We start from the raw sequence: 24,745 nt of genomic DNA, 5'->3' as shown, positions 1-24,745 counted from the left end.
CCGTTTCGATTGAAACATAAGAAACGGTCATCGCCTAGAATCTTGAATTGCTGAAGTTCGAGATGAAAGGGATGACCGCAATGAACAGTTTAGAGCAGCAGCAAGCACTTTGCCAAGATTTACCGAGATTCGATGACGGGATGGTCAACATCCAAGAGCTCATCCGCATCATGGCCGAATCGCTTGTAAACGAGATAATGGACGCGCAGGCAGAAGACGCCTGCGCCGATGGCAACCGGAGAAACGGATATCGCGAGCGGATGCTTCACACCAGTGTTGGCACGATCAACCTGCGCATCCCAAAACTCAGGCGAGGCAGCTATTTCCCAGAGGATCTGATAGTGCGTTATTCACGGGTGGATCGTGCGGTAATCGCGGCGATATCGGAAATGGTGACAAATGGTGTGTCAACAAGGAAGGTCGAGCGCGTAGCTCACACTATGGGCATCGAGCGCATGAGCTCAAGCCAAGTGTCGCGGATCTGCGAGTCCTTGGATGACATCGTGGCCGATTTGCAGAGCCGCGATCTTTCGGAGGTGGCATATCCCTACATCTGGCTCGATGCCACCTATATCAAATGCCGTGATGAAGGTCATGTCTCCTCTTGCGCCCTCGTTACCGCGATTGGTGTCGGCGCTGATGGTTATAGGCGCCTGCTGAGCCTTGATGCCATCGATACGGAGACCTATGCAGGCTGGATCTCATTCTTGAGGTCGCTTCGCGAGAGAGGGGTAGACGGTGTAGCCTGCGTGACCTCCGATGCCCATGAGGGACTGAGGCGTGCGATAGAGGAGGTCTTTCCAGGAGCTGCTTGGCAACGCTGCATCGTGCACTTGATGAGGAATGCCGCATCAAGTGCACCCACGAGGCAAAAGAGGGCGGCTGTGCTCGCCATCCTGCACGCCGTCTTCGACGAGCGCGACCCGGATCTCGTGCGCGAGCTCTACCATCTTGCATGCGAGGAGGTCTCCAGCTTCTGTCCGAAGGCGGCGGAGCTTTTGGAGGAGGCAGAGGCGGATGCCCTCGCCTATCTCGATTTTCCCTATGCCCACCACAGGCGCCTTCGCACCAACAACGTGCAGGAGCGTGCCAACCGCGAGCTCAAGAGGAGGAGCCGCGTAGTGCAGGTATTCCCATCCAGAAAGTCGCTGATCCGGATGCTGGGAGCCGTGTTCTCCGAGATGGACGAGGATTGGGCGAGCAGGAGATGGTTCACGGAGGAATCGATCGCTCAGGCAACGGCTCCGTCAAAGCCGACCGCTCCTGCGCCTGCATACGAGGGAACCGCCGAAGAGCATGCGAGGCGGATCATCGATGTCGTGGTCGCCGATAATCCGATTGGAAGGAGGGCCGCCTAGATGATGGGCTAGAATACGAACCAGATTCTAGGTGCCTACACCAACATTCGGGACACTACCCGGATCTACCAGGTGAAATGCAAAAATGTAGACTTCAAACAGTCAAAATTTGCATTTTTGCAAACTTTAAAACGCTGGAAATTGCAAAAATGCAAACTTCTCTTGCCTGAGGTTGATTGCCATTCGCTCTTTAGTTGCATATTTTCCAGGGATAATTTTCTTAAAAATGCATATTTTCCAAGCATTCCCATAACCGCCCCTGTATCCGCAATCTCACACCCGCAGCTTCCCACGCGCAAAAATCGACCATCTCTAGGATTCGCCGTCTCTACTTGCGCAGAAACCGCCAACCTCTAGCCTTCGCGCGCCCCAGGCCCTAGACATCAGCCAAAAGTGCGTCATCCGACCGCACCTGAGCCCCCGCGGCCCTAGACATGCGCCGTTTCTGCGCGCCTGCGACGCCATCGGCAGTATCTGCAGCACCCGATACCCAGCCAAAGCTCGATACCTGCCACAGTTGCCGGCTTTCTTCGTCTCACAGTTCCCCCACCCGATCGTGACATGCATGCGTAATCGCCCATGACGGCTCGAAGAGCAGGCTTTTGCGCAGCTCATACTGTGCGCTCTGATACTCGAGACTCCGGCGAGGCATACGCTTCCCAATAGCGCGCAGCACTGCCCGCGCAAACCCCTCGAACGCGACCTGGTTATGAAGCTGCGGTTTTGTGAGCAGAAATACCCGATAGCCCATGGCCTCAAGCGCAGCGCGACGCATCTCGTCGCGCGCCTGCTTCCTATAGCCGGTGTGATGCTGCTCGGAAGTGTACTCGACGATGCACTTCGCATCGCGCCAGAGCAAATCGCCATAGCAATCCGCATACCCCAGTGACCGCGCTATGACGGGATTCAACCTAACATGCCCGTTGAGCTCTGGCATTGGACACCCATATCCGCCGTGCATTGGTGGTAGGCACAACAAAAGTGTCGCGTCTATCTCCGGCGGCGATGCCGCACCAGCCGCAACAAACTGCAGCGCCCGGCGAGCCCGCACTACGCCCTTCATAGACCCAGCCGCCTTGATGTACCTATGTAATGTATTGGTGGAGACAATCGGATCGCAACGCTCCATCAGGCAACCGGCCTCGTCAAACGAAAACGCCGCACAAAGCAGCGAGCCCACCTTCGCAAGCTCGGGCAGCGATAGGGCGCTCGCAAGTCGCAGAAAGCAGTACTCGGGTGAGACAACGGGCAATCCCGTATCGGTAAAGGCAAAGGAATCACGAGGCAGGGACGACATGACCACGCGGCAATAGAGTCCCTTTCTGTTCACGAACGCACTCTTGCCCTCGGCAACGACATGCAGGCGCATGTCGTTGCCGTATGCCCAGCCAGGCAAATTGCCCGATTGAAACCGCTCCATGAGCGTCTCATGCGACGCACGTTTGGCAGCCCCGCGCCCCGCTGCACTCGACATCCAGTATGCAAGCGCACAATCGGCATCAATGTGCAATGACATAGAGCCTCACTGTTCCTTTCGGACAATCGAACTGCTGCGGTGTGTTCAGGAGGCTCGGGATGTATTCGGTTGGTGGATCAAGCGGAAGCGAGTAAACGAAAAGCCGTCCTCGCGGAGACGATTTGCAAAGGGTCACATGCCCGAAATGCCTAGAATGAGAACGCCGGTCAGCAGCGTCCAATATTAAGAGGAGGAGGAGTTAATGGCCTCCATGTAGTGATGCGCATTATAGCAGCCTCCGAGCGCAATAATCCCGCAATCCTAGGATTACCCGCGCTCTCTCGCACCTGCAACCTCGCGTCTGCGACTTCCCACGCGCAAAAAGCGGCCATCTCTAGGATTCGCCGTCTCCGCTTGCGCAGAAATCGCCAACCTCTAGCCTTCGCGCGCCCCCGGCCCTAGACATCAGCCAAAAGTGCGTCATCCGACCGCGCCTGAGCCCCCGCGACCCTAGACATGCGCCGTTTCTGTGCATCCGCGACATCGCACCTGCAACCCCACGTGCAGAAAACGTTTCGGTATTCCCTACTTCATTATTTTGGTAAGTCTTACTTCCTAATTTTGGTATTATCTAATTACCAATTCTGGTTTTCGAGGAGACTTGCATGCAAGGCTTCATACATAGGGCGCTTGAACCGAAGCTTAAACAGGCCGCGGGCTGGTACCCAGTCGTCTCGCTTACCGGTCCGCGTCAAAGCGGAAAGTCAACGCTCGCCAAGCACGCGTTCCCCGATTATTCGTATGTAACGTTGGAGGACCCTCAAATACGCGCAGCGGCGATCGAGGATCCGGTGAGCTTCATTCGCAATAGGCCGGAGCGTCTCATCATCGACGAGGCACAGTATGCTCCCGGCCTCTTCTCGATGATCCAAGTCGTGAGTGACGAACGCGGATCTGCCGGCCAATACGTTCTCACCGGATCCCAGAGCTTCCTCTTGATGGAAAGCATCTCCCAGTCGCTCGCCGGACGCATCGGATTGACGACATTACTCCCCCTATCCTATCGGGAGCTTCAAGACAGCATGCAGGGAAACTACGCAGTTGATGATTTCACCTTCATGGGCGGGTATCCACGCCTTCATTCTGCGGATATCCCACCAGCAGCATACTTTCCAAGCTACGTGGAGACATATATAGAAAGAGATGTTGCGGGATTGCTTGACGTGCGAAACAAGACGTCGTTTCGCAGGCTGCTCGAGATGTGCGCTTTGAACACGGGGGCGCTTCTAAACTACTCTTCACTTGCAAACGACGCGGACGTGGCCCCAAGGACTGCAAAATCGTGGCTCTCCATCCTCGAATCGAGCCACATCGTCTTCTTGCTTCAGCCTTTCCACGCGAATGCCCGGAAACGCCTGACAAAATCCCCCAAGCTGTACTTCTACGATACGGGCTTGCTTTGCCACTTGCTTCACATCACGTCAGTGGAGCAACTCGTTAATCATGAGATGTTTGGAGCCGTGTTCGAGAATCTCATCATTTCCGAAACCGCAAAGCAGCATCTCAATAACGCCACGCGTCCGGAACTGTACTTCTACCGAGATGACAGCAAGCGTGAAATCGACCTCCTCGACTTCACGAACCCTGCGGACAGGCAGGCTGTGGAAATAAAATCGTCGCGTACCTACCACTCCAAATACGCGCGACATTTGCTTGGCGTGGGGGACGAGCTTGACATTGCCCAGTCCAGGCGATTTGTGGTTGCTCGCGTAGAGGACAGCTACCAGACGAAAGAGTGTCGGGTACTATCGGCGAGAGATTGGCTCATGGGAGTCAGATAACCCATCTATCCACTCTCCCGCACTGCGGCCCCGCCCCTACGGCGTTACCTCACCTCGACGGCACCTGCACCGACAAGCTCGCCAACGCGCGTGACCATCTCCCGCGATCCGCAGTTGACGCTCACCGGCAGCTCGGCACGGAACTTCCTGCCATCCGCCTGCTCGATGAACAGCGTGACCGGGTGCGCACCCGGATAGTTATCGAAAATCGCCGACAGCTCGTGCATCGTCTCGTTCGAGAACATCTCGGAACGCACGTGAATCGCCATCGCGCTCGGCCCGCGCCTGACCGCACCCGCAGCCCCGCCATCGGCACCGTTGTCAGCCGCAAGCGGCTTGACCTCGTACACGATGACCTGCGAACCGCGGTCGCTGCGCTCGAGCTTGCCGCGCACGTGCACGGCCGCGATCTCGCCCGTCTCGAGCTCCGATTGCAGCACCTGGCGGTACTCCTCCCAGGTCTTCGACCAGCACAGGCAGTCAACGCCGGCTTCCATGTCCTCGAGGCGCACGATCGCCATGTTCGAACCCTTTTTGGTGGTCTTGACCTGCACGTCTGCGACCATACCCGCGAAGTCGTAGGTACGCCCGTCGTGGAAGACCTCCTCGTCGTCGAGCGAGCCCAGGCCCGCGTACGCCGTCTTCGCCATCACGCCGGCGTAGGGCGACAACGGATGGTCGCTGACGAAGATGCCGATCGACTCCTTCTCGTAGCGCAGCTTGATGCTGCGATCCCACTCGATGCCATCGGGTGCCGGAATCTCTTCCTCGATCTCGGCGTTATCGCCCGCATCCGCCTCCGCGAACAAGTCGAACATCGTGACCTGCCCGCTTTCGCGGTCGCGCTGGCGCTGCGCGGCCTGCTCGAGCAGCGAGCCCCCTTCGATGAAGCCCCAAAGCTGCTTGCGCGTATAACCCGTCGAATCGAAGGCACCGGCCTTGACGAGTGCCTCGACCACGCGCTTGTTGCAGGCCTCGCCCGGCACGCGATAGGTGTAATCGTGCAGCGACGTGAACGGCCCGTTCTTCTCGCGCTCCTCGATGATGAGCTCGACGACCTTCTCGCCGACGCCCTTGAGACCCGCCAGGCCAAAGCGCACGCCCTCGGGCGTGGCCGTGAAGTCGCCGCGCGACTGGTTGATATCCGGCGGAAGCACGGCGATGCCGTCCTGCTTGCAGGCGTTGACGTAGTGCACGATCTTGTCGGTCTTGCCCGTGTAGCTCGACAACACGGCGGCCATGTACTCGTTGGGATAGTGCGCCTTGAGCCACGCGGTCTGCATCGTGAGGATGCCGTACGCGGCCGAGTGCGACTTGTTGAACGCGTACTCCGCGAACTTGAGCACGTCGTCCCAGATCGTCTGCGCGATCTTGCGATCGTAGCCGTTGCGCTCGGCGCCATTGAGCCAGTGGTCCTCCATGGTCTCGACCGTGCCGTCGGCCCACTTCTGCTCGACCTCGCGCATGAGCGCGATCTTCTTCTTGGCCACGGCCTTGCGCACCTTATCGCTCTCGCCCGTGGTGAAGCCGCTCATGACGACCGAAATCCTCATGACCTGCTCCTGGTACACCATGGTACCGTAGGTGCTCTCGAGCACGGGCTTGAGCCGCTCGTCGTAGTACGCGATGGGCTTGCGGCCGAGCTTGCGGTCGACGAAGTCGTCGACCATGCCCGCACCCAGCGGGCCGGGGCGATACAGCGCGATGACGGCGACGATGTCGTCGTAGCAGTCCGGGCGCATTTTCTTGAGCAGCACGCGCATGCCCGGTGACTCCACCTGGAACACGCCGGCCGTGCCGCCGCGCGCGAACAGCTCGTACATCGCCGGATCCTTCATGTCGATGTTGTCGAGGTCGATGTCGATGCCGTGGTTGGCCTTGATGTTGGCCAGCGCCTTCGAGATGACGGTAAGCGTGCGCAGGCCGAGGAAGTCCATCTTGAGCAGACCCATGTTGGCGGTCATCACGCCGTCGTACTGCGTGATGATCATGCCGCCCTTGGTGTCGAGCTTGGTGGGGACGTAATCGTAGACCGGGTCGCGGCAGATGATGACGGCCGACGCGTGCACGCCCTCGCCGCGCGTGATGCCCTCGAGGCGCTTTGCCGCGTCGATGATCTTGGCGGTGTCCGGGTCGCTTTCGTACTGCTTGCGCAGGTCGGGGTTCTCCGCAAGCGCGCGCTCGAGCGTCATCTTGGGGTCGTTGGGGATCATCTTGGAGATGGCGGCGCTCATGTACACCGGATACTCGAGCACGCGCGCGGCGTCGTTGACGGCCTGCTTGGCCTTCATCTTGCCGTAGGTGATGACGTGCGCGATGCGCTCCGGGCCATAGATGTCGCGGCAGTGCTGGATGACGTCCAGCCTGCGCTCGTCGTCGAAGTCCATGTCGATATCGGGCATCTCCGTGCGCTCGGGCGACAGGAAGCGCTCGAAGATGAGGTCGTTGGCAAGCGGGTCGAAGGTCGTGATGTCGAGCGCGTAGCTGATAATCGAGCCGGCCGCCGAGCCACGCCCCGGCCCCACGCCGATGCCCTCGCCTTTGGCCCAGCGCGCGAACTCCTGCACGATGAGGAAGTACGCCGCGAAGCCCTTCGAGCAGATGATCTCGTACTCGTGTTCGAAACGGTCGATGACCTCCTGCGGCAGCGGATCGCCGTAGCGGCGCTTGAGGCCTTCCATCGACATGTCGCGCAGCAGCGACTCGTTTGTCTCGCCTTCCTTGAGGAAGGGGTAGCGCGGCAGGATGATGTTGCCGAACTCCAAGGTCACGTTGCATTTATCTGCGATCTCGAGCGTGGTTGCCAGACACTCCGGATGCTCCTTGAGCGCCTCGGCCATCTCCTCGGGACTCTTGAGGTAGAACTGGTCGTTCGAGAACTTCATGCGGTTGGTGTCGCTCACGAACTTGCCCATGCCGATGCACAGCATGAGGTCCTGCGTGTACGCGTCCTCCTGGCGCAGGTAATGCAGGTCGTTCGTGCCGACGACCTTGAGGCCCATCTCGCCGGCGAGCTTGCACAGCGCGTCGTTGAGGCGTGGCTGGCTGATACCGTTGTCGGTCACGATCTCCGGGCCCTGGTTTTGCAGCTCGATGTAGAAGTCATCCTTGCCGAAGATGTCGATGAAGGTCTGCGCCCACTCCTTGGCCACCTCGAACTCGCCGCGGTCGATGGACTTGGGAATGACGCCGGCGATGCAAGCGCTCGTGGCCAGAATGCCATCATGGTACTGGCGCAGAGCCTCGAGCGTGACGCGCGGTTTGTAGTAGAAGCCGTCCGTTGCAGCATCCGAGACGATGCGCATGAGGTTGCGATACCCGCGATTGTCCTTGGCGAGCAGGATCATGTGGTAGAGCTCCGGGCGTTTGTCGCGGCTCAGCGTGGAATCCGGCGTGAAATAGACCTCGCAGCCGATGATGGGCTTGATGCCGGCCTTGATGGCCGCCTGGTAGAACTCCGCGCAGCCGTACATGTAGCCGTGGTCCGTGATGGCGACGGCGGGCATGCCGAGCTCCTTGGCACGCGTGCACAGCTCGCTGATGCGCGTGGCACCGTCGAGCAGGGAATACTCCGTGTGCACGTGCAGGTGCACGAAGGTGCCGGCCTCGCGGCATGAGGTGGGGATGGGGCCTTCGCCCTCGCTCGCGGCCTTGATTTGCTCGAATGCGGGGATGTCTTGTTCCGCCATACCCTACTCCTCGCCTTCCGAACCCGCGGCCTCGCCCGGGGCATCGCCTGCCGCGATGATGCGCAGCGCATCCTCGTAGCCGCCGCTCCCGTAGTTGAGGCACTTCGACACGCGGCTGATCGTGGTGGCCGAGGCCCCCGTGACGTCCTGCACGTCGAGGTAGCTTTGACCGCCTGCCAGCAGCCGCGCGACCTCGAGGCGCTGCGACATCTCGGCTATCTCGCGCACGGTGCACAAATCGAGCAGGAAGTCGTAGACCTCATCGGTGCTGTCCATGCTGGCGAGCACGGTGAGCAGCTTATCGACGAGCGGAGTTCGGAGTTTGTCGGACACGTGCGCTCCCAAGGCTAATCGCGGATGATTTTGAGTATGCGGATATCCTACTACGCTCCTGCGACACGATTCGCGTAAATTCCGATTCGGCACCGTTTCATAGGCGAAATGAGAGGAGGACGAGATTTCTCCATTCCGGCGCTTCGCGCCTCCAGTCGAAATGACAGAGGGGCGGCCCTCGGCGCCTCCAGTCGAAATGACACTTCCCCGTCTCGTTGCGCTACACTGTCACGTATCCCGTTTGCCCGCATCTCCCGCAAAAGGAGCCCACATGATCAACGAAGATATGTACGCCCTGGGTGCCGCACCCAACAAGATTCGCGAGATATTCGCCTACGGCCTCGAGCGCAAGGCCCAGATCGGCGATGACAGGGTCTTCGACCTCTCGATCGGCAACCCAAGCGTACCCTCCCCCGCCATCGTCGACGAGACCATCGAGCGCCTCGTGCGCGAGGGCCAGGGCACCATGCACGTCTACACCATGTCTCCCGGCCTCGTCGAGGCGCGCGAGGCCATCGCGCAAAACCTCAACCGCCGCTATGGCACGCACTACACGGCCGGCAACCTCTACTTCACGGCCGGTGCCTCGGCCGCCATCTGCATCGCCATCAAGGCCGTCGTCCTGCCTGGCGAGGAGGTCATCGCCATCACGCCGTACTTCCCCGAGTACAAGACCTGGGCGAGCAACGCCGGCGCCATCACCGTCGAGGTACCCGCGCGCGCAAGCGACTTCATGCTCGACATCGACGCGATCGAGGCCGCCATCACGCCCAAGACAGCCGCCATCATCATCAACACGCCCAACAACCCCGTCGGCTCGGTCTACAGCGACGAGAACCTCACGCAGCTCGCGGACCTTCTGCGCGCCAAATCCGCCGAATACGGCCACACCATCTACCTCATCAGCGACGAGCCCTACCGCGAGCTCGTCTACGACGGCCTCACACCCGCCTGGGTCCCGAGCCTCTACGACGCCACCTTCGTCTGCTATTCGTGGTCCAAGTCGTTCTCGCTACCCGGCGAGCGCATCGGCTACCTGCTCGTCCCCGATTCGATGCCCGATTTCGATCGCGTCTACAAGGCCGTGTGTGGTGCCGGCCGCTCGCTCGGCTACATCTGCGACTCGGTGCTCTTCCAGCTCGCGGTCGCCGAGTGCATCGACGCCCCCATCGACGTCGAGCCCTATGACCGCAATCGCAAGCTCCTCTACGATGGCCTCACCAGCATCGGCTACAACGTCATCTACCCGCAGGGCGCGTTCTACATGTGGATCGAGGCGCTCGAGCCCGATGCGCAGGCGTTTTGCGAGGTCTGCCGCCAGCACGAGCTACTGCTCGTGCCCTCCGACGGCTTTCTCACGAAGGGCTGGACGCGCGTCGGCTACTGCTGCGACGAGGCCACGATTCGCGGTGCCCTCAAGGCCTTCGAGGACGTCTACGCCGAATACCGCGGGTAACGTCAGCAAGCGCCCCTCCCCTGTCATTTCGAGCGAAGCGAACGGAGTGAGCGGAGTCGAGAAATCTCGCCATGAGATCTCTCCGTTCCGGCGCTTCGCGCCTCCAGTCGAGATGACAACGTGCCGCGGCCATGCGCGCCTCCAGTCGAGATGACAATGCTCCCCCTTGCACCATGCACGCGCGCGGCTTATATTGCGTGCTGTAAAGATGGAGGGGGCATTGACGGCACGACGCACGGGGCGACCAGCGCCCAAAAAGGTGAAGAAGCGCTACATCGCGTCGCTTGATGGCCTGCGTGCCCTGGCCGTCGTCGCCGTCATCGCATACCACCTCGACCTCCGCTTCGCATGTGGCGGCCTCCTCGGCGTCACCGTCTTCTTCGTGCTCTCCGGTTACCTCATCACCGGCCTGCTCATGGCCGAGCTCGAGGAGACCGGCACCGTCAACCTCCCGCAGTTCTGGCTGCGCCGCGTGCGCCGCCTGTTTCCCGCCATCGTGCTCGTCGTGGTGGTAGTCACCGCGCTTTGCGTGCTCTTCAACCACCCGCTGCTCACCAAGCTGCGTCCCGATGTCGTGCCCTCGCTCTTCTGGTTCCAGAACTGGTGGTACGTCTTCCGCGGCCTCTCGTACTTCGACTCGCTCGGCGACCCGTCCCCGCTCACGCATTTCTGGTCGCTCGCCATCGAGGAGCAGTTCTACCTCATCTGGCCCATACTGCTGCTCGTCGTGAGCCACCTCGGCGCGAGCAAGACCATCATCCGCCGTGGCTGCGTCGTACTGGCAGTCATCTCCGCCGCGCTCATGTGGGTGCTCTACAACCCGCTCGAGGACCCCACGCGCGTCTACTACGGCACCGACACGCGCGCCTGCTCGCTGCTCATCGGCGCATGGCTCGCACTCTTCTGGCCCGGCCAGGCCCTCACGGAGGAGGGCACGCGCAACGTGCCTTCGCGCACCATCAATCTCCTCGACGTGATCGGCGTCATCGCGCTTGTCGGCATCATCGGCATGATGGCCTTCATCGACGGCTTCTCGGGCTTCATGTACCACGGCGGCATCATCATTAACTCCGTGCTCACGGCCGTGCTCATCGCCGTGCTCGTGCACCCGCGCAGCAGGCTGGCACGTTTCGCGAGCCTCAAGCCCTTCGTGTGGGTCGGCCAGCGCTCCTACGGCATTTACCTGTGGCACTACCCCATCATCTTACTGATGAAGCCGCTCAATCCCGGCTCAAGCTATGCCTGGTGGTTCATCCTCGCGGTCTTCGTCATCACCTTCGTGGTGGCGGCGCTGTCCTACACCTTCGTCGAGAACCCCATCCGCCACGGTGCCATCGGACGCGCCATCGCGAGCTGGCGCGAGCGCCGCGGCAAACCCGGTCGCGGCATCACGCGCCCCCGCGTCATCGCGCCGGCGCTCGCGAGCATCCTCACCGCCGCAATCGCCATCGGAGGCTGCACGATCATTCCCGACGAGTACCAGGTCCCCGAAGACGCCATCAAGAGCACGGGGCATTCCGCGGGCGCGGCCATGCAGCTCTACGGCGACGCACCGCCAAGCTACGATCCCGCAAACGGTGTCATCGGCAACGCGGTGGCCGCGAGCAACTACCTCAAGGGCAAACTCGACCAGGAAGCCGCCGAACTCGCCGAAGCCGAGCGTCTCGCGCGTATACGCAACCCATTGCTCATTGGTGATTCCGTACCCGGAGACTCCGCCGACGAGTTCTACTCGCACTACACGAACGCCCTGATGGACAGCTACATCGGGCGATGGTTCTGGCAGGCACGCGATGTCTACAAGGATTATCTCGCGCAAGGCGTCGTCGGCGATGTCGTGATCTTCGCGTGCTTCTCGAACTTCATGCTCGAAGACGACGAGCTCGACAAGATGTACGAGCTCGTGGGCCCGGACAAGCAGATCTTCCTCGTCAATGTCTACAACGAGAAGGACGTGACCGACCACAACAACCCGATGCTGGCGGACTTCGCGGCCGCGCACGAGAACGTGCACCTCGTCGATTGGTACGCGGCCGTCGTCGATCACGTGGGCGAGTACCTCTGGGACGATCACGAGCATCTGCGCCCCGAGGGCGCCGTCGTCTACGAGGACCTCATCTTCGATTGCGTCAAGGGATTCCTGCCGGCAGAGGCCATACGCGAGCCGCAGCCAGCGTGATGAAGAAATCCCTCGACTCCGCTTCGCTGCGCTCGGGATGACAGGGAGCGCAGCGCCCCTAGACGATGCCTGGATCGCGCCAGCCGTTGGTAATCGGCCAGGCACGGTCCTTCGTGAACGACGTCCCGAGCACATGCGGCGCGATGGGCTCGCTGCGGCGCTTGTACTCGTTGAGCTGAACCGCAGCGAGCACACATGCCACGAGATGCGCGTCAAAGCCGGCCTCGATGGCCTCGGCTGCGCCCAGCTCGCCCTCGACATGCGCCTCGAGCAGCTCGTCAAGCTGCTCGTACGGTGGCAGGCGGTCGGTATCGCGCGCGCCGGCGTAAAGCTCGGCGCTCGGCTCCTTGTCGATGATGGCCTGTGGAATGCGCGGCTCCTGCGCGTTGCGCCATGCGGCGAGCTCGTAGACCTCGGTCTTGTAGATGTCACCGATGGGCGCAAACGCCCCGGCCGTGTCGCCGTAGAGCGTCGAGAAGCCCATCGCGGCCTCGGACTTGTTGCCGCAGTTGAGCATGAGCCAATCGTGGCTGTTGCCAATCGTCATGAGCTCGACGGTGCGCACGCGGGCCTGGAGGTTCTCGGCAGCCAGGCCATCGACGCTGCCGCCGCAGGAATGCGCGAGCACGCGCTCGAAGGCCTCGAGCGGCTCGTCGATGGGCGCGACCGCGCAGTCGATACCCAGCATGCGGGCGAGCTCCTGTGCATCGGCAAGCGACGCATCGCTCGAATAGGGACCGGGCATCGCGACGCCATGCACGTGGGCCGCGCCAAGCGCGTCGACCGCGATCGCGGCCACGACCGAGGAATCGATGCCACCCGACAGCCCGATGATGACATCGGAAAAGCCGTTCTTTTGCACGTAATCGCGCGTCGCGACGACAATCGCGCGCCAGACGATCTCGCGGATGTCGAGCTCGACGGCCGGACGCTGCTGCACCTCGTGGACGGCACCAGGCGCGGTATCGAAGACGAAGAGGTCCTCCTCGTCGATGGGCGCGGCGTGCATGAGGCTGCCGTTGGGTGCCGTGACCGTGGAGTTTCCGGCGAACACGACCGCATCGGCCGCGCCGCACTGGTTAGCGCTCACGACATGCGCGCCGCATTCGCTCGCAAGCGCGGAGAGATGCCGCAGATCACCGCGCGCCGCCGGAGCCGCCATCGGGTCACCGAAGGCGTCGTAGTTCATCTCGACGAGCACGTCGACGTTGGAAAGCTTGCTGCCCGACTCGAAGTGCCCATCGAAGAGCACGGCGATGTTGCTGTCCGCAAGCTCGATGACCGGGACGACGTCGCTTTCGAGCAACGCGGGTGCGCCGAGCGACTCGAGCGAGCCGGCACCGGCGAGGAAGAGCTCGGGAACGATGGCGAGCGTGTCGGCGTCGAGCTCGTTGACGCTCGCGCACGAGACGAGCGCGGGCACGGGCGACTCTTTCGCGAAGGCGCAGAGATGGTCATGCGCGTCCTCGATGAAGGCATGCGAGTCGACGAGACCGCCGATGTGCGCGCCGGTGAGCGAACCCGCCCCGAAGACGACGAGGTCAACGTGCGCGTGCGCTGCCTGCCGCGCGTAATCGAGCATCTTGCTCATGTTGCCGGACAGATCGCCGACACGGGGGTTTACCTGTGCAACCGCAATGCGCATATGCCGCTCCCTTGGCTCGGTACGTCTGCCCCCAAGGATACCATGAGCGCAGGTGCGGCGCGGCGTGCGAACATTTCACTTCCGGCACCAAAATGAGCACATATTACCCCGCTCTCGCGGTACAATGATGGGCAATGCATTGAAGCGACGCGCCCCCAGACACACGGGCGCCTCGCCAAAAACGAAAGGATTACCACGATGCCCCAGATTACCCGTGAGGACGTGCGCGTTCCCGCTGACGTCATGCCCGAGGCCGTCGAGCTCTACCTCGATAACTACATGGCCGCCACGCGCGGCACCGGCCGTCTCATGCTCTTTGCCTGCGACCAGAAGATCGAGCACCTCAACAAGGACTTCCACGGCGAGGGCATCGATCCGGCCGATGGCGACCCCGAGCATCTCTTCCAGATCGGCGACCAAGGCACGATTGGCGTGCTTGCCGGCCAGCGCGGCCTCATCGCCCAGTACGCGCGCGACTATCCCAACATCAACTACCTGGTCAAGATGAACTCCAAGACCAACCTGGTCAAGACCGCCCAGCAGGACCCCTACTCCCCGCAGCTCTACGACCTCGAGGCCGTGCTCGCGATGCGCGAGGCTGGCGTCAACATCGTCGGCCTGGGCTACACCATCTACCTGGGTAGCGAGTTCGAGGCCAACATGCTGGCCGAGGCTGGCGAGCTCATCGCCGAGGCGCATGCCGAGGGCCTGCTCGTCGTGCTGTGGATCTACCCGCGCGGCGAGGCCGTGACGGACGAGAAGGCCGCCGACCTCATCGCCGGTGCCGCGGGCGTCGCGTTGTGCCTGGGCGCGGACTTCGTCAAGGTCAACCCGCCGGCAGCCGCAGACGGTAAGACGAGTGCCGAGCTCCTGGCCATCGCAAGCCGCGCTGCCGGCCGCACGGGCCTCGTGTGCGCAGGCGGCTCCAAGGCCGATGCCCGCGAGTTCCTCTCGAGCCTCTACGACCAGATTCACGTCGGCGGTGCTGTCGGCAACGCCACCGGCCGCAACATCCACATGCGCTCGCTCGACGAGGCCGTGCGCCTTACGCAGGCCATCAGCGCCATCACGCTCGGCGATTACGATGTCGAGGAGGCCATGGACGTCTTCGAAGGCAAGGAGCACTACACGCTCTAAGGCCTTCCCCTCTGTCATTTCGACCGGAGGCGCGGCGGGCTCCCGTCCCCTGTCATTCCGACCGGAGGGGCCGAAGGCCCCGTAGTGGAGGAATCTCCTGACGAGAAATCTCACGCCGAGATCCCTCGACTCCGCTCACTTCGTTCGCTTCGCTCGGGATGACAACGCGCAGCGAGTTGCACGCACGATACTGGTACAGGCAAGGGGCCGCTTCGGCGGCCCCTTTCGTTTACGATGGCCGAAGACGCGAGACTTATCGTAGGCCCTTATCCGCGCATTTCTTGCGGATGTCTAGGATTTGAGAGCAGCGCTTTCTGCGCACGCTGCCGTGCACGTTGCTGCGCTCGCCACTTATCTCAGGTCGCCTTTGCCAAGACGAGAGCGGCCTTTTCCAAAGCCGCATCGCGCATGAATGCGGATTTCTTCATACCTGACGCCCTGGCGGCTTGCTCGATCATCTGCGCACCCGACTCAGGACATTTGAACGATAAATTGGCATTCGGCTCGTCAGAAAGTCTGGGCCTGCCCACGCGAAGCTCGACAAGACTTCCCTTCCACGTGCCATCCTCCCATTCACGCGCCCTCGACTCAATCTCCTCGTCACTTAAGACATATCCATTTGCAAGTTTATGCTCGGTCATCGCCCGCGCCTCCTCGCCCTCTCAACCTCAGCACGTGTCCGCCTGGACAGCGGCGTGTTCGCATGATAGACAAGCCATCCCGTCTCCGTCCTCACGCCGACCATTTCAATGTCGCGCTGACGTGCATCTCTCCCAATCCACAGGTATTCCGGAAAGTTCGGACTATCCGGTCGTACTGCCTCGTAATATACGTTGCTCCATGCAGCGACGACATCCTCTTTGGAGAGTTCAGGATGACGTGCAAACACGCGAGGATGAATCTCCAAAGAGTCCATGGATTCCTCTATTTTCTACTACTTTATTATACTACTTTATTAGATCACGAGCTGAAAAACTGACCTCTCCTACCCTACGCCCTGCATCTAACAAAATCGCCGAGCGCATGCGGCTGAAACGCCAGGAGATTCCGGAGCGATCTCGGACATGGAACCAAATGATTTCGGGATGAGATGCGACACCGCGGGCGAAGCGACCAAAGCGGGTCCCTGTCATTTCGAGCGGAGCGAACGAAGTGAGCGGAGTCGAGAAATCCCTGACGGCGGAGATTCCTCCGCTCCGGCGCTTCGCGCCTACGGTCGGAATGACAATGTGCGGGCCTTGCGGCCACTCCGATCGAAAGTGATATAAGAAGCGGGAAAAGTTGCGTTAGTCTCGGTCGAGTTCGGCGAGCAGCGCCGCAAGTGCCTCGGCATCCTGCGATGCGTCCACCAACTCATCAATGCGCCCCTCGGCGGCAAGCTTGGCGACGAGGGCGTTGTACCTGGCCTCGCCCTCGGCGAGACCGTCTTCGCGACCGTACATGTACCCGCGCATTTCGGCATTCCCCTCGACGGTATTGACTGACCACCACATGTCCCTCACCAGTCCCTCGTCATTGTTGGCGTCATGCACGGCTCTATCGATGTCGCCGATGAGCTCATCGCCATCGGGAACCGTACCCTCATGCACGTATTCTAGCAAACGCCGCAATCCCGGATTGGCCTCGGCACGCCAAGCGGGAGCATTGAGCAGCACCCAGCGCATGCCGCTTCCCACGTCCAGACCACCTCGCTCGAGGCAAGCCGGCTCCACCGTATAGACGGGAAGACCGGCCCCAAGCGGGTCGTAGGTGCATACGAAGATGATGAAGCTGCAGGTCAGATCACCGTAAACTCCGCCGCGGCGCAACAGTCCGGTGTCGATCATGGCCTGATAGTATCTGCACCTACGTCCCAACGCCAGCTCGCGTGTCGCTTGCATCTCAACATCGTAGACTGCGCCAGTCCCTTCCACATAGACATCCAGACGCACCCCCTTCGCAAGCAGCTCGCCTATCATCTCCTTCTGCGTTTCGTGATAGGCGATCTTGCCAACCTCAACGCCCAAGATGCGTTCGATTATCCCCCTGCAGATATCAGGATCGCGCATCACATGTCCGAACATAAGGTTGTTCCCGATAGTAAAGTTACCGGGAAAGGGAGGACCTGTCTTCCGACCCCCTTCCGGCATAAGCCTATGGTCTGCCATGCGCTACGTCCTTCCTGGTCGTTCGTCAACGTAGCGCACATCCTATACGGCGCATCTAACAGAATCGCCGAGTGCGCGTGGCCGAAACGCCGGGTCTTCCCGGAGCGACCTCGGACATAAAGCAAAATGATTTCGGAATGAGATGGGACGTGATTACGCCCCTTCGCCCCCGTCTGTCATCTCGACCGGAGCGAAGTGGGCGCCCCCCCCTGTCATTTCGAGCGGAGCGAACGAAGTGAGCGGAGTCGAGAAATCTTACGCGCAGATTTCTCCGCTGCGGCGCTACGCGCCTCCGGTCGAAATGACGACGTCGGGGACGCTTTGCGGTCGCTTTGGTCGAGATGACGATGCGCGAACCTTACGGCCGCTAACCCTGAGCAAACCTAATCTCAAGCCTTCGCCCGAGTCCACGAGCAATCTTCGCGAGCGTGGCCACGGAGGGGTTGCCGCCGCCGTTCTCGAGCCTGCTGAGGTTCGATGCCTTCATGCCGCAGCGTCGAGCGAGCTCGCGCTGCGTGAGCTATTTTCGCTATCGTAAAAATGAACAATTCGCTATGTAACATTTGAACAAAACGCTAAAGGACATGCCCACCAAACGATTGGCTAAATTGGTCTTGGATAAGTTAATGCGACCAAGGAGGCCGGAAAGGAATGATAAGCATGTCCCAAGCGTATTCTATACGCCAGCTCAAAAAACAAGGCGAATCAATCACCGATATTGCCGAAAAGACAGGTGTTTGCAGAAACACCGTCTATAAATACCTTAAGGAAAGCGATTTTTCAGAGCCTATCCCGAAGAAGACTGACAAGGTATGCATGCTCGATCGCTACAGAGCAATCATAGAAAGCTGGCTGGATGAGGACAAGAGGAATTGGCATAAGCAAAAACATACAGCTCACAGGATTTGGATGCGCCTTAAAGAAGAGTGCGGCATATCTTGCTCAGAATCGACGGTGCGCAACTATGTGAGAAGGCTTAAGGTCGAGAGAGGCGAGCAAAACGAGCAATTCTTGGACCTAGAGTGGCCACCAGGTGAAGCTCAAGCTGACTTCGGGGAGGTAGATATCTTCGTATTAGGGCAGAAGCGACGCTTGAGTTATTTTGTGCTTTCGTTTCCCTATTCAAACATGGGATTTGCCCAGCTCTTCTCCTCGGAGAATGCCGAATGCGTATGCCAGGGGCTCAAGAACATCTTCGAATTCATAGGAGGAGTTCCCTCGCGCATCGTCTTCGACAACGCGACGGGCGTCGGCAGAAGGACGATGGATGCGGTTAAGCTCACGAAGCTCTTCTCTGCCTTCTGCGCCCACTACAACTTCGCCTATACCTTCTGCAACCCCGATTCGGGTCACGAGAAAGGAAACGTTGAAGGTAAGGTGGGGTTTATCAGAAGAAACATCTTCACCCCTCCTCCTCGTATCGACAATATCGATGTCTATAACGAACGCCTTTTGCGTAAATGCATGGGGCTCTCGAAGATGCACTATGCCAAAGGAGAGCCTGAAGATCAGCTGTTCATAGAAGACAGGTTTGCTCTTTCAGGTCTTCCTGAGGTCTCTTTCAGCGTTGTCAGGTATGAACGAAGAAAAGCAGACCTTCAAGGAAAGGTCACGCTTTGTGGGAACCACAAGTATTCCTCTTCTCCTGAGTTTGCTAAACAAGTGCTCATATGTGCTCTTAGCGCAAACCATATCGAGCTTTATAGCGAAGATGGCATGTTCATCGTTCGACACACAAGGCAATACGGAGATGCACCAACAGATACAAGCGATCCCGCGAGCCAGCTACCGCTTCTTATACGAAAGCCTGGCGGTTGAATCAATTCCAAGGTGCGCTTTGCCCTTCCTGACGACCTTCGCGCATATATGGACTCACTTAATAAGGCCGATCTTCGTGAGGACTTAAAGATCATGCAAGCCGTGGTTGCACAATCTGGGTGGAACATGATGGTTGAAGCCGCAAAGATCACCTTAGAGCGGTGCGGAAGGTTAGATGATGCCAGCGTGAGCGTAGCCGCGAAAGGGCTTAGCACAGCAAAGATCGCCTATGACGAACCGATAGATTTGAATATCTATGACGCAGCAATGAGCTTCAAGCGAGAGGATCTGCTATGACGATCAGGTCGAAAGAGACGATAGAGCAGTTCAGGGGTCTTGCAAGAAAGATGTTCTTCTCTAAGGACAGCGTAGAGCATTTCCTAGAGAATGCGAGCGCGGCTCAAGCCGAATGCGTGATCGAACTCATCAGCTTCGAACAAGGTGTCAGGGAAAAGAACAAGCGAGATCGTCTTTTTAGAAAAGCGGGATTTCCTCAAATAAAGAGCTTTACCGACTATGACTTCGCTCAATTAGGGCTTCCTGAAGGTTATGGCAAAGAAGACATCATGTCGCTTGACTATATCTATGCAGCAGAAGATTTTGTGTTCTATGGCCAGACTGGTCGTGGCAAGACCCATCTGGCAATCGCGATCGGTATCGCTTGTGTGAATAGGGGTCTTGCTTGCCGGTTCTTCACGACAGCTGAACTCGTTATCGCACTGGTCAGAGCCAAAAGAGAGCAAAGGCTCGATCTATTCTTGAAAGATCTTTTCAAAGCGGATCTGATCATCTTGGACGAGTTCGGATACGTACCGATAGATATCGAAGGAGCGCGCTTGTTATTCCAGGTGATATCCGATTGTTATGAGAGGAGGAGCTTGATAATTACCACCAACATCGAGTTCTCGAAGTGGGGAACGGTATTGGGAGATGACAAGTTAGCATCGGCCGTTATAGACAGGATCGTCCATCATGGAAGACTTATAGAGTTCAGCGGCCCGAGCCATAGAATGGACACAGCGCTCATGCTTGGTAAAAACGAAAGTTAGAGAAGCTTGGGCATGTTAGCGTTTTGTTCAAAATGAACGTAGCGTTTTGTTCATTTTCTTGTTGACGAAAATAGTGAGCCCCTCTTCCATGCGCGCCTCGACAATCTGTCGCGTGACTTCACGCTCGACAGATTGCGCGTCCCATTCGGCCCTGAAGTCCTCATCCGCGAGGGACCTCTCCAAGTGCCTTCTGAAGTCACTCATGGCGCTGCTTCCAATCTCCGCGCAACCGCTTTGCCCGTTCTATCTCCCGAGCAGGCGTTCTCCGTGTCTTCTTGACAAAACCGTGGGTCAGGACGATCGTCCTTCCTACGGCGAAGAAGTAAAGTATCCGCACTGTGTTGCCACCCTGCGCCAGCCGTAGCTCGAATATCCCATCCTCGAGGTGTCTGGAAAACGGCATTCCGATCTGCGAGCCATACTCTTCGAGCAGCTCGAGCCTGCCAAAGACCTTGGCGCGCATCTTCACGTCGAGCCCATCAATAAACTCCTCGACGGGCCTGCGACCGGCATGACTCTCGTAATAGCGTATGTCGAACACATTGCCTCTTTCGCGTGATTATCATATATGATAATTCTCATGCAATCAACTCTCCCCCACCCTACCCCTCGCATCTAACAGAATCGCCGAGCGCGCATGGTCGAATCGCCGGGATTTCCCGGAGCGATCTCGGGCATGGAGCCAAATGATTTCGGAGTGAGATGCGGTATGGAAACTGGCTGCCAGGGGGACTCAGATGCCGTCTAAGGAGCCGCAGGGGTCACCATAGTGTCGGAAAGCACATAAAAGGAGATCTCTCCGTTCCGCGGCCTTACGGCCGCTCCAGTCGAGATGACACTGTGTCCCCCACCATTTCGAGCGCGACAAAGCGAGCGGAGTCGAGAAATCTCGCCCTTCATTTCGAATCTTAGGGAGCGGGTTTAAAGGCGATTTCCAGGCCCAGCGATGCCGCGACCTTGGCGATGGTCCGAAAAGATGGGTTGCCGGTTTCGGAAAGGGACTTGTACAAGCTTTCGCGACCCACGTTGGCCTCTCTCGCAATCTCGGTCATCCCCCGCGCCTTGGCAATATCGCCAAGCGCCGCTTGCAGAAGGGCGGGGTCGCCCTCTTCCATGATTGCGGTCAGGTACGCAGCGATGTCTTCTTCGCTTTCGAGATACTCGCTCGCGTCCCATGCGCTTGTCTCAAGCTTCATCTGTATCCCTCCAAAGCCGTGACAGCTCCTTCGCCTTCCGTATGTCCGCATCCTGAGTTGACTTGTCGCCGCCAACAAGCAGTAAGAGAAGCTCTTCCTTTTTGACAGTAACGTAGATGCGATAGCCGGGCCCCATATCGAAGCGCAATTCAATTACCTTATCCCCGAGAATCCTAAAATCACCAACCACCTCGCCATGGACTCCTATGCGACGCAACCGTGCGTTAATCCGTGCCTGAGCATTTCTGTCTCTGAGTCTTCTGAACCATTTCTCGTAGGTTGACGTCTTTATGATTCTCATGAGTTTTTTGACCTAACTGTATCTTATAAGATACATCATCCTGACTTTTGAGACAATGTGCATAGATGGCAGAAGAGATCCATCTTCCGTAAATGTCTGCAGGCTGACCGTCTCGTCAACGCTTCCCTACTCTACGCCTCGCGTCTAACAGAATCGCCGAGCGCGCGTGGTCGAATCTCCGGGACTTCCCGGAGCAACTTCGGACATAAAGCCAAATGATTTTGGGATGAGATGCGACACCGCACCATCTCATTGAGACAGATGTACCTGTCCAATGTGTCTCAGCGTCCGGTCGAGATGACAAGAGGGACATGCGCCGGTCGCTCTCCGCGCGCGTCAGCGAGCGCATGCAAGGCGAGCGAAGCGAGTGCGCTTTTCCCTTACGCCTCGCGACGGGTGGTGGCGGGGACGACGGCCACGGGAGCCATGCTGGTGGCGATGGAGGTCGGGAATGCGGGGACGCTGGAGCCGCTGCACACAGTGCCGGTGAGTGAGGCGACTCCAGCGTTTGCCGCGTGGACCGAGGCAGAGATCTGATCGGCGACGGGAGTCGCGATCCTGACCTGCGATGCCTCCGTGAGAATGCTATCGGTAATGGCGGAAAGAACGCTGGCCTGAGTGGCGTTCGTGCCGTAGCTGTTGTTCGTGGCCGTGCGGGAGACGGTGGTCACGTTGCCCGCGCTGGTGCGCGAGGACTGGGGCTCGCCGGCGACCTCGTAGACAACGGCGGGAGCGGCGTAGGTGGCAACCATGGCCTCGGCGCCTGTGAGCGCACGGCTTGCCTCCACGACGCCAATGGTGCTGGTGCCAACGAGCTGCGGCAGCCTCACGCTGGAGAGCACGTCATCGACGACGAGGGAGACGTTGCCCGGCAGTTCATCGGTCACGTCATCGGAGCCCGCCGGGCCCATGATAGTGCCGCCGCCGTTGCCACCCGTGGAGTTGGCGATGTCGTCGGCCCCTTCGGCTGGCGAGCTTGAGGTACCAGGGGCGGGAGTGAGTTCGAGGTGCAGGTACAGATCAAATATCTCATGGTCAGGGACAACTTCTCCATACCTCAAAAGGTTAGTTACTTCCACTCCCTCGGGAGTAAACCATCCAACGAAACTCTGCCCCGGGTACTGTGACATGTCAACATCTGGAATGGGAATGTACTGCTCATAGTTAATGCTTTCTGTAGAATCTGAACCATCAGGAAACTCGAAGTGAACAGTGTAAGCAAACGTATCCCAAGTAATTACGATGAAAAGCGTGTCTTCTACTGCCCTACCAAGGCGGATGAGGATGTCGCCGCAAGTGAGCGTGTCATCGACAAGATCGAAGTTCTCGTCATAGCACTCGAAGAGCATGTTGCCCTGCCATGTCAGTGCTTCAATTGGTGACTGATCCCACGAAATATACTGAACAGAATTGAAATAGTTGCTCTGATCATAACCGCCGGAGTCAAAAGTAACTTCAATCGTGCGCATCTCGAGCTCGGCCCAAACGACAACATTGCCATTTTCGTCCAAGCCAAAGGTGTCGATAAGGTACTGGATCGTGAGATCGTAGCCAAAGTCGTCTGGATTGTTCATCGTCGCATCGAAGAAATCGCCGTAATCGTAGCTGTACCAACCGACCGGCTTGTAGGGCAGGTAGTCGTTCTCGGTGATGTAATCGCCGTTATTGTCGACGTCCTTGTTCTGATCAAACTTATTGTCAAAGAAATCACCGGGATCGACCTGGAGCTCCTTCACGGGCACGTAGTCAGACGGAGACTCGTCGGTGTACGACATGTAAATCAGCGTGACCTTGTTCGCCTTCCACACACCATAGACAATGTTCGAGTCGGTCTCCTTGAGGATCGTGTTGCCACTGCCGTCACCCGCCGGAATCCAGGAGACGGTGGGCGGTTTCATCTTGTAGTCTCCATTCGCGACATAGTCAATTTTCTCGCTGCCCGAGGAATTGGCCCAGCCCACGAAGGTGTAACCCGGGCGCGTGGGAACCTCGTCGGTGATAGACGCGACGCAGTCGGTGTAGCCCAGGGTCGGAGCCGGCGGGATGACCAACCTCTCCTCATCGTCGGGATCGTAGAAGAGCTCGACACGCTTGGGGCTCCACACGGCGTGCAACGTGGTCTCCTCGGCCGGCATGGTCCAGTTGGTGGGAGCCTTCTCGGGAATGCCGTCACCGTCCACGTCGATGTAGGCCAGACCCGGATCGGGTTGCGTGGCATCGAACTTGGTCGACCAGCCGATGAGCATGTAGCCCGTGCGATAGACCATGTCAGGCGACGGCAGCGTCACGAGCTCGGCAATATTGTGCTGTTTCCCGTCTTCGAAGCCTGCCGGGGCCTGCTTGTTAGTCGTGTTCCACTCGCCCAGGGCCTTGGCCGAATCATCCTGGGTCTCGTCAACCGTGCCATCGCTGTTGTAGTACATGTGATACAGCGAGGTCAGAGTCTTGCTGGGATCGTTCGGATCGAGAATGACGAAGCTCGGATCGTTGATGTCGGCATAGCCGCTCGGATCGAAGGTCAGCTTCTGCACCGACAGCGACCAGACGGCCACGAGCGTCGTGTCATGGCCCGGCATGGTGAACTGTCCGGTCATGTGCGTGGCATCGGACTCGATGAGCAGGCCGGCGTCCTTGAGGGCCTGCAGGTACACGAAGTTGTCGAGCTTGGCGGCAGTCTTGGCACGGTCGAGCAGCTGGCTCAGGGTCAGGTTGGCCTGGCTGCCGTCGGACAGCGTCAGGGTGAACGGTTCGGTGCGGCCATCGTCGTAGGCCCAGCCCTGCAACGCGTAGGGGATGCCGTCGGCGATCATGCTCACGGTGCCGCCGTAGCTCTGGTCGTAGGGCAGGTCGATGATGGTGCCGGTCAGGTACGTGCCCGACGGGTCGGTTGCCGAGGTGTCGTTGCCACCCGCATCCTGCCACGTGCCGGCACCCAGATCCAGGTTGAGGATGTAGGCACGGGGCACGTAGTAGAGCGTGAGCGTGAGGATCTGGCCATCGACGACACTCCAGATGCCATCGGCGTCGGCCACGTCCAGGCCGCCATGGCCCAGGATCGCGCCGTTGGCGGTGGACTGCACGGTATTGCCACCGTCGTCGAGCCAGGTCACGTTGGAGCCATTGGGTAGCGGGTAGTACAC

The 24,745-nt window shown here is 59.2% G+C and carries 19 protein-coding genes and 1 pseudogene (1 of these 20 running past the window's edge); 8 read left to right on the top strand and 12 right to left on the bottom strand.

Features of this window, described 5'->3' with window-relative positions; all coding sequences use genetic code 11:
- Window positions 1-71: 71 nt before the first annotated feature.
- The gene (locus tag DBY20_01250) at window positions 72-1,358 is read left to right on the top strand and encodes an IS256 family transposase (GenBank protein PWL79877.1); all 1,287 of its coding nucleotides are present in this window, start codon (window positions 72-74) and stop codon (window positions 1,356-1,358) included.
- A gap of 535 nt (window positions 1,359-1,893) precedes the next feature.
- Here the strand turns inward: DBY20_01250 and DBY20_01245 are convergent.
- Complete coding sequence (locus tag DBY20_01245; protein PWL79876.1) at window positions 1,894-2,874, bottom strand: hypothetical protein; 981 nt, start codon at window positions 2,872-2,874, stop codon at window positions 1,894-1,896.
- A 605-nt stretch (window positions 2,875-3,479) separates the two neighbouring features.
- Here DBY20_01245 and DBY20_01240 point away from each other — a divergent pair.
- Window positions 3,480-4,655: an AAA family ATPase gene (locus tag DBY20_01240; GenBank protein PWL79875.1), complete on the top strand. Its 1,176-nt coding sequence runs from the start codon at window positions 3,480-3,482 to the stop codon at window positions 4,653-4,655.
- Window positions 4,656-4,699: 44 nt separating this feature from the next.
- Here the strand turns inward: DBY20_01240 and DBY20_01235 are convergent, their stop codons facing one another.
- Window positions 4,700-8,344, bottom strand: a complete 3,645-nt coding sequence (locus DBY20_01235; protein ID PWL79874.1) for a DNA polymerase III subunit alpha — start codon at window positions 8,342-8,344, stop codon at window positions 4,700-4,702.
- Window positions 8,345-8,347: 3 nt separating this feature from the next.
- Entirely contained in the window at window positions 8,348-8,677 is a 330-nt protein-coding gene (locus DBY20_01230) for a TrpR YerC/YecD (GenBank protein ID PWL79873.1), read from the bottom strand.
- Window positions 8,678-8,948: 271 nt separating this feature from the next.
- On the opposite strand from DBY20_01230, the gene DBY20_01225 reads away from it, so the two are divergent.
- Window positions 8,949-10,133 (top strand): pyridoxal phosphate-dependent aminotransferase, encoded by a 1,185-nt coding sequence (locus tag DBY20_01225; protein PWL79872.1) that lies wholly within the window; start codon window positions 8,949-8,951, stop codon window positions 10,131-10,133.
- A gap of 208 nt (window positions 10,134-10,341) precedes the next feature.
- Window positions 10,342-11,472: pseudogene (locus tag DBY20_01220) on the top strand (acetyltransferase).
- 898 nt (window positions 11,473-12,370) lie between these two features.
- Here DBY20_01220 and nadE read toward each other — a convergent pair.
- The gene (nadE, locus tag DBY20_01215) at window positions 12,371-13,957 is read right to left on the bottom strand and encodes an NAD(+) synthase (protein PWL79871.1); all 1,587 of its coding nucleotides are present in this window, start codon (window positions 13,955-13,957) and stop codon (window positions 12,371-12,373) included.
- A gap of 198 nt (window positions 13,958-14,155) precedes the next feature.
- Between nadE and DBY20_01210 the strand changes: the two genes are divergently transcribed.
- Complete coding sequence (locus DBY20_01210) at window positions 14,156-15,094, top strand: aldolase (protein ID PWL79870.1); 939 nt, start codon at window positions 14,156-14,158, stop codon at window positions 15,092-15,094.
- Between the two features lie 356 nt (window positions 15,095-15,450).
- Here DBY20_01210 and DBY20_01205 read toward each other — a convergent pair whose 3' ends face one another.
- The 4 genes from DBY20_01205 to DBY20_01190 form a co-directional block, all read right to left on the bottom strand.
- A complete protein-coding gene (locus tag DBY20_01205) occupies window positions 15,451-15,735 on the bottom strand; it encodes a toxin-antitoxin system antitoxin subunit (GenBank protein PWL79869.1) in 285 nt (94 codons plus the stop codon).
- Window positions 15,732-16,010 carry a hypothetical protein gene (locus DBY20_01200; GenBank protein ID PWL79868.1) on the bottom strand — a complete coding sequence of 93 codons (279 nt, stop codon included), beginning with the start codon at window positions 16,008-16,010 and terminating at the stop codon, window positions 15,732-15,734. Before DBY20_01200 ends, DBY20_01205 begins: the two co-directional genes overlap by 4 nt.
- Window positions 16,011-16,380: 370 nt before the next feature.
- Window positions 16,381-17,157 carry a hypothetical protein gene (locus DBY20_01195; protein PWL79867.1) on the bottom strand — a complete coding sequence of 259 codons (777 nt, stop codon included), beginning with the start codon at window positions 17,155-17,157 and terminating at the stop codon, window positions 16,381-16,383.
- A 451-nt stretch (window positions 17,158-17,608) separates the two neighbouring features.
- A complete protein-coding gene (locus DBY20_01190) occupies window positions 17,609-17,728 on the bottom strand; it encodes a hypothetical protein (GenBank protein ID PWL79866.1) in 120 nt (39 codons plus the stop codon).
- Window positions 17,729-17,892: 164 nt separating this feature from the next.
- Here DBY20_01190 and DBY20_01185 point away from each other — a divergent pair, with 164 nt between their 5' ends.
- From DBY20_01185 to DBY20_01175, 3 genes are read left to right on the top strand one after another with little or no spacing between them, the layout of a single operon-like run.
- Window positions 17,893-19,059 carry an IS21 family transposase gene (locus DBY20_01185; GenBank protein ID PWL79865.1) on the top strand — a complete coding sequence of 389 codons (1,167 nt, stop codon included), beginning with the start codon at window positions 17,893-17,895 and terminating at the stop codon, window positions 19,057-19,059.
- A 48-nt stretch (window positions 19,060-19,107) separates the two neighbouring features.
- Complete coding sequence (locus tag DBY20_01180) at window positions 19,108-19,356, top strand: hypothetical protein (GenBank protein PWL79864.1); 249 nt, start codon at window positions 19,108-19,110, stop codon at window positions 19,354-19,356.
- Complete coding sequence (locus DBY20_01175) at window positions 19,353-20,108, top strand: AAA family ATPase (protein ID PWL79863.1); 756 nt, start codon at window positions 19,353-19,355, stop codon at window positions 20,106-20,108. The genes DBY20_01180 and DBY20_01175 overlap by 4 nt, the downstream gene beginning before the upstream one ends.
- 196 nt (window positions 20,109-20,304) lie before the next feature.
- On the opposite strand, the gene DBY20_01170 is transcribed toward DBY20_01175, so the two are convergent.
- The 4 genes from DBY20_01170 to DBY20_01155 form a co-directional block, all read right to left on the bottom strand.
- Window positions 20,305-20,571, bottom strand: coding sequence for a type II toxin-antitoxin system RelE/ParE family toxin (locus tag DBY20_01170; protein ID PWL80000.1), 267 nt, complete (start codon window positions 20,569-20,571; stop codon window positions 20,305-20,307).
- Between the two features lie 445 nt (window positions 20,572-21,016).
- Window positions 21,017-21,304: a putative addiction module antidote protein gene (locus DBY20_01165; protein PWL79862.1), complete on the bottom strand. Its 288-nt coding sequence runs from the start codon at window positions 21,302-21,304 to the stop codon at window positions 21,017-21,019.
- Window positions 21,294-21,605, bottom strand: a complete 312-nt coding sequence (locus DBY20_01160; protein ID PWL79861.1) for a hypothetical protein — start codon at window positions 21,603-21,605, stop codon at window positions 21,294-21,296. The genes DBY20_01165 and DBY20_01160 overlap by 11 nt, the downstream gene beginning before the upstream one ends.
- A gap of 380 nt (window positions 21,606-21,985) precedes the next feature.
- Window positions 21,986-24,745, bottom strand: partial view of a hypothetical protein gene (locus DBY20_01155; GenBank protein PWL79860.1) — the final stretch only. The gene runs 40,344 nt beyond the window's last position; the window shows 2,760 of its 43,104 coding nt (coding positions 40,345-43,104); its start codon lies off the right edge, out of view; the stop codon is at window positions 21,986-21,988.

The organism is Coriobacteriia bacterium (assembly GCA_003149935.1).
In the GTDB taxonomy this organism is placed as follows: domain Bacteria; phylum Actinomycetota; class Coriobacteriia; order Coriobacteriales; family QAMH01; genus QAMH01.
The sequence above is the reverse complement of the archived record's forward strand: the minus strand, read 5'-3'. Positions and strand labels throughout refer to the sequence as shown.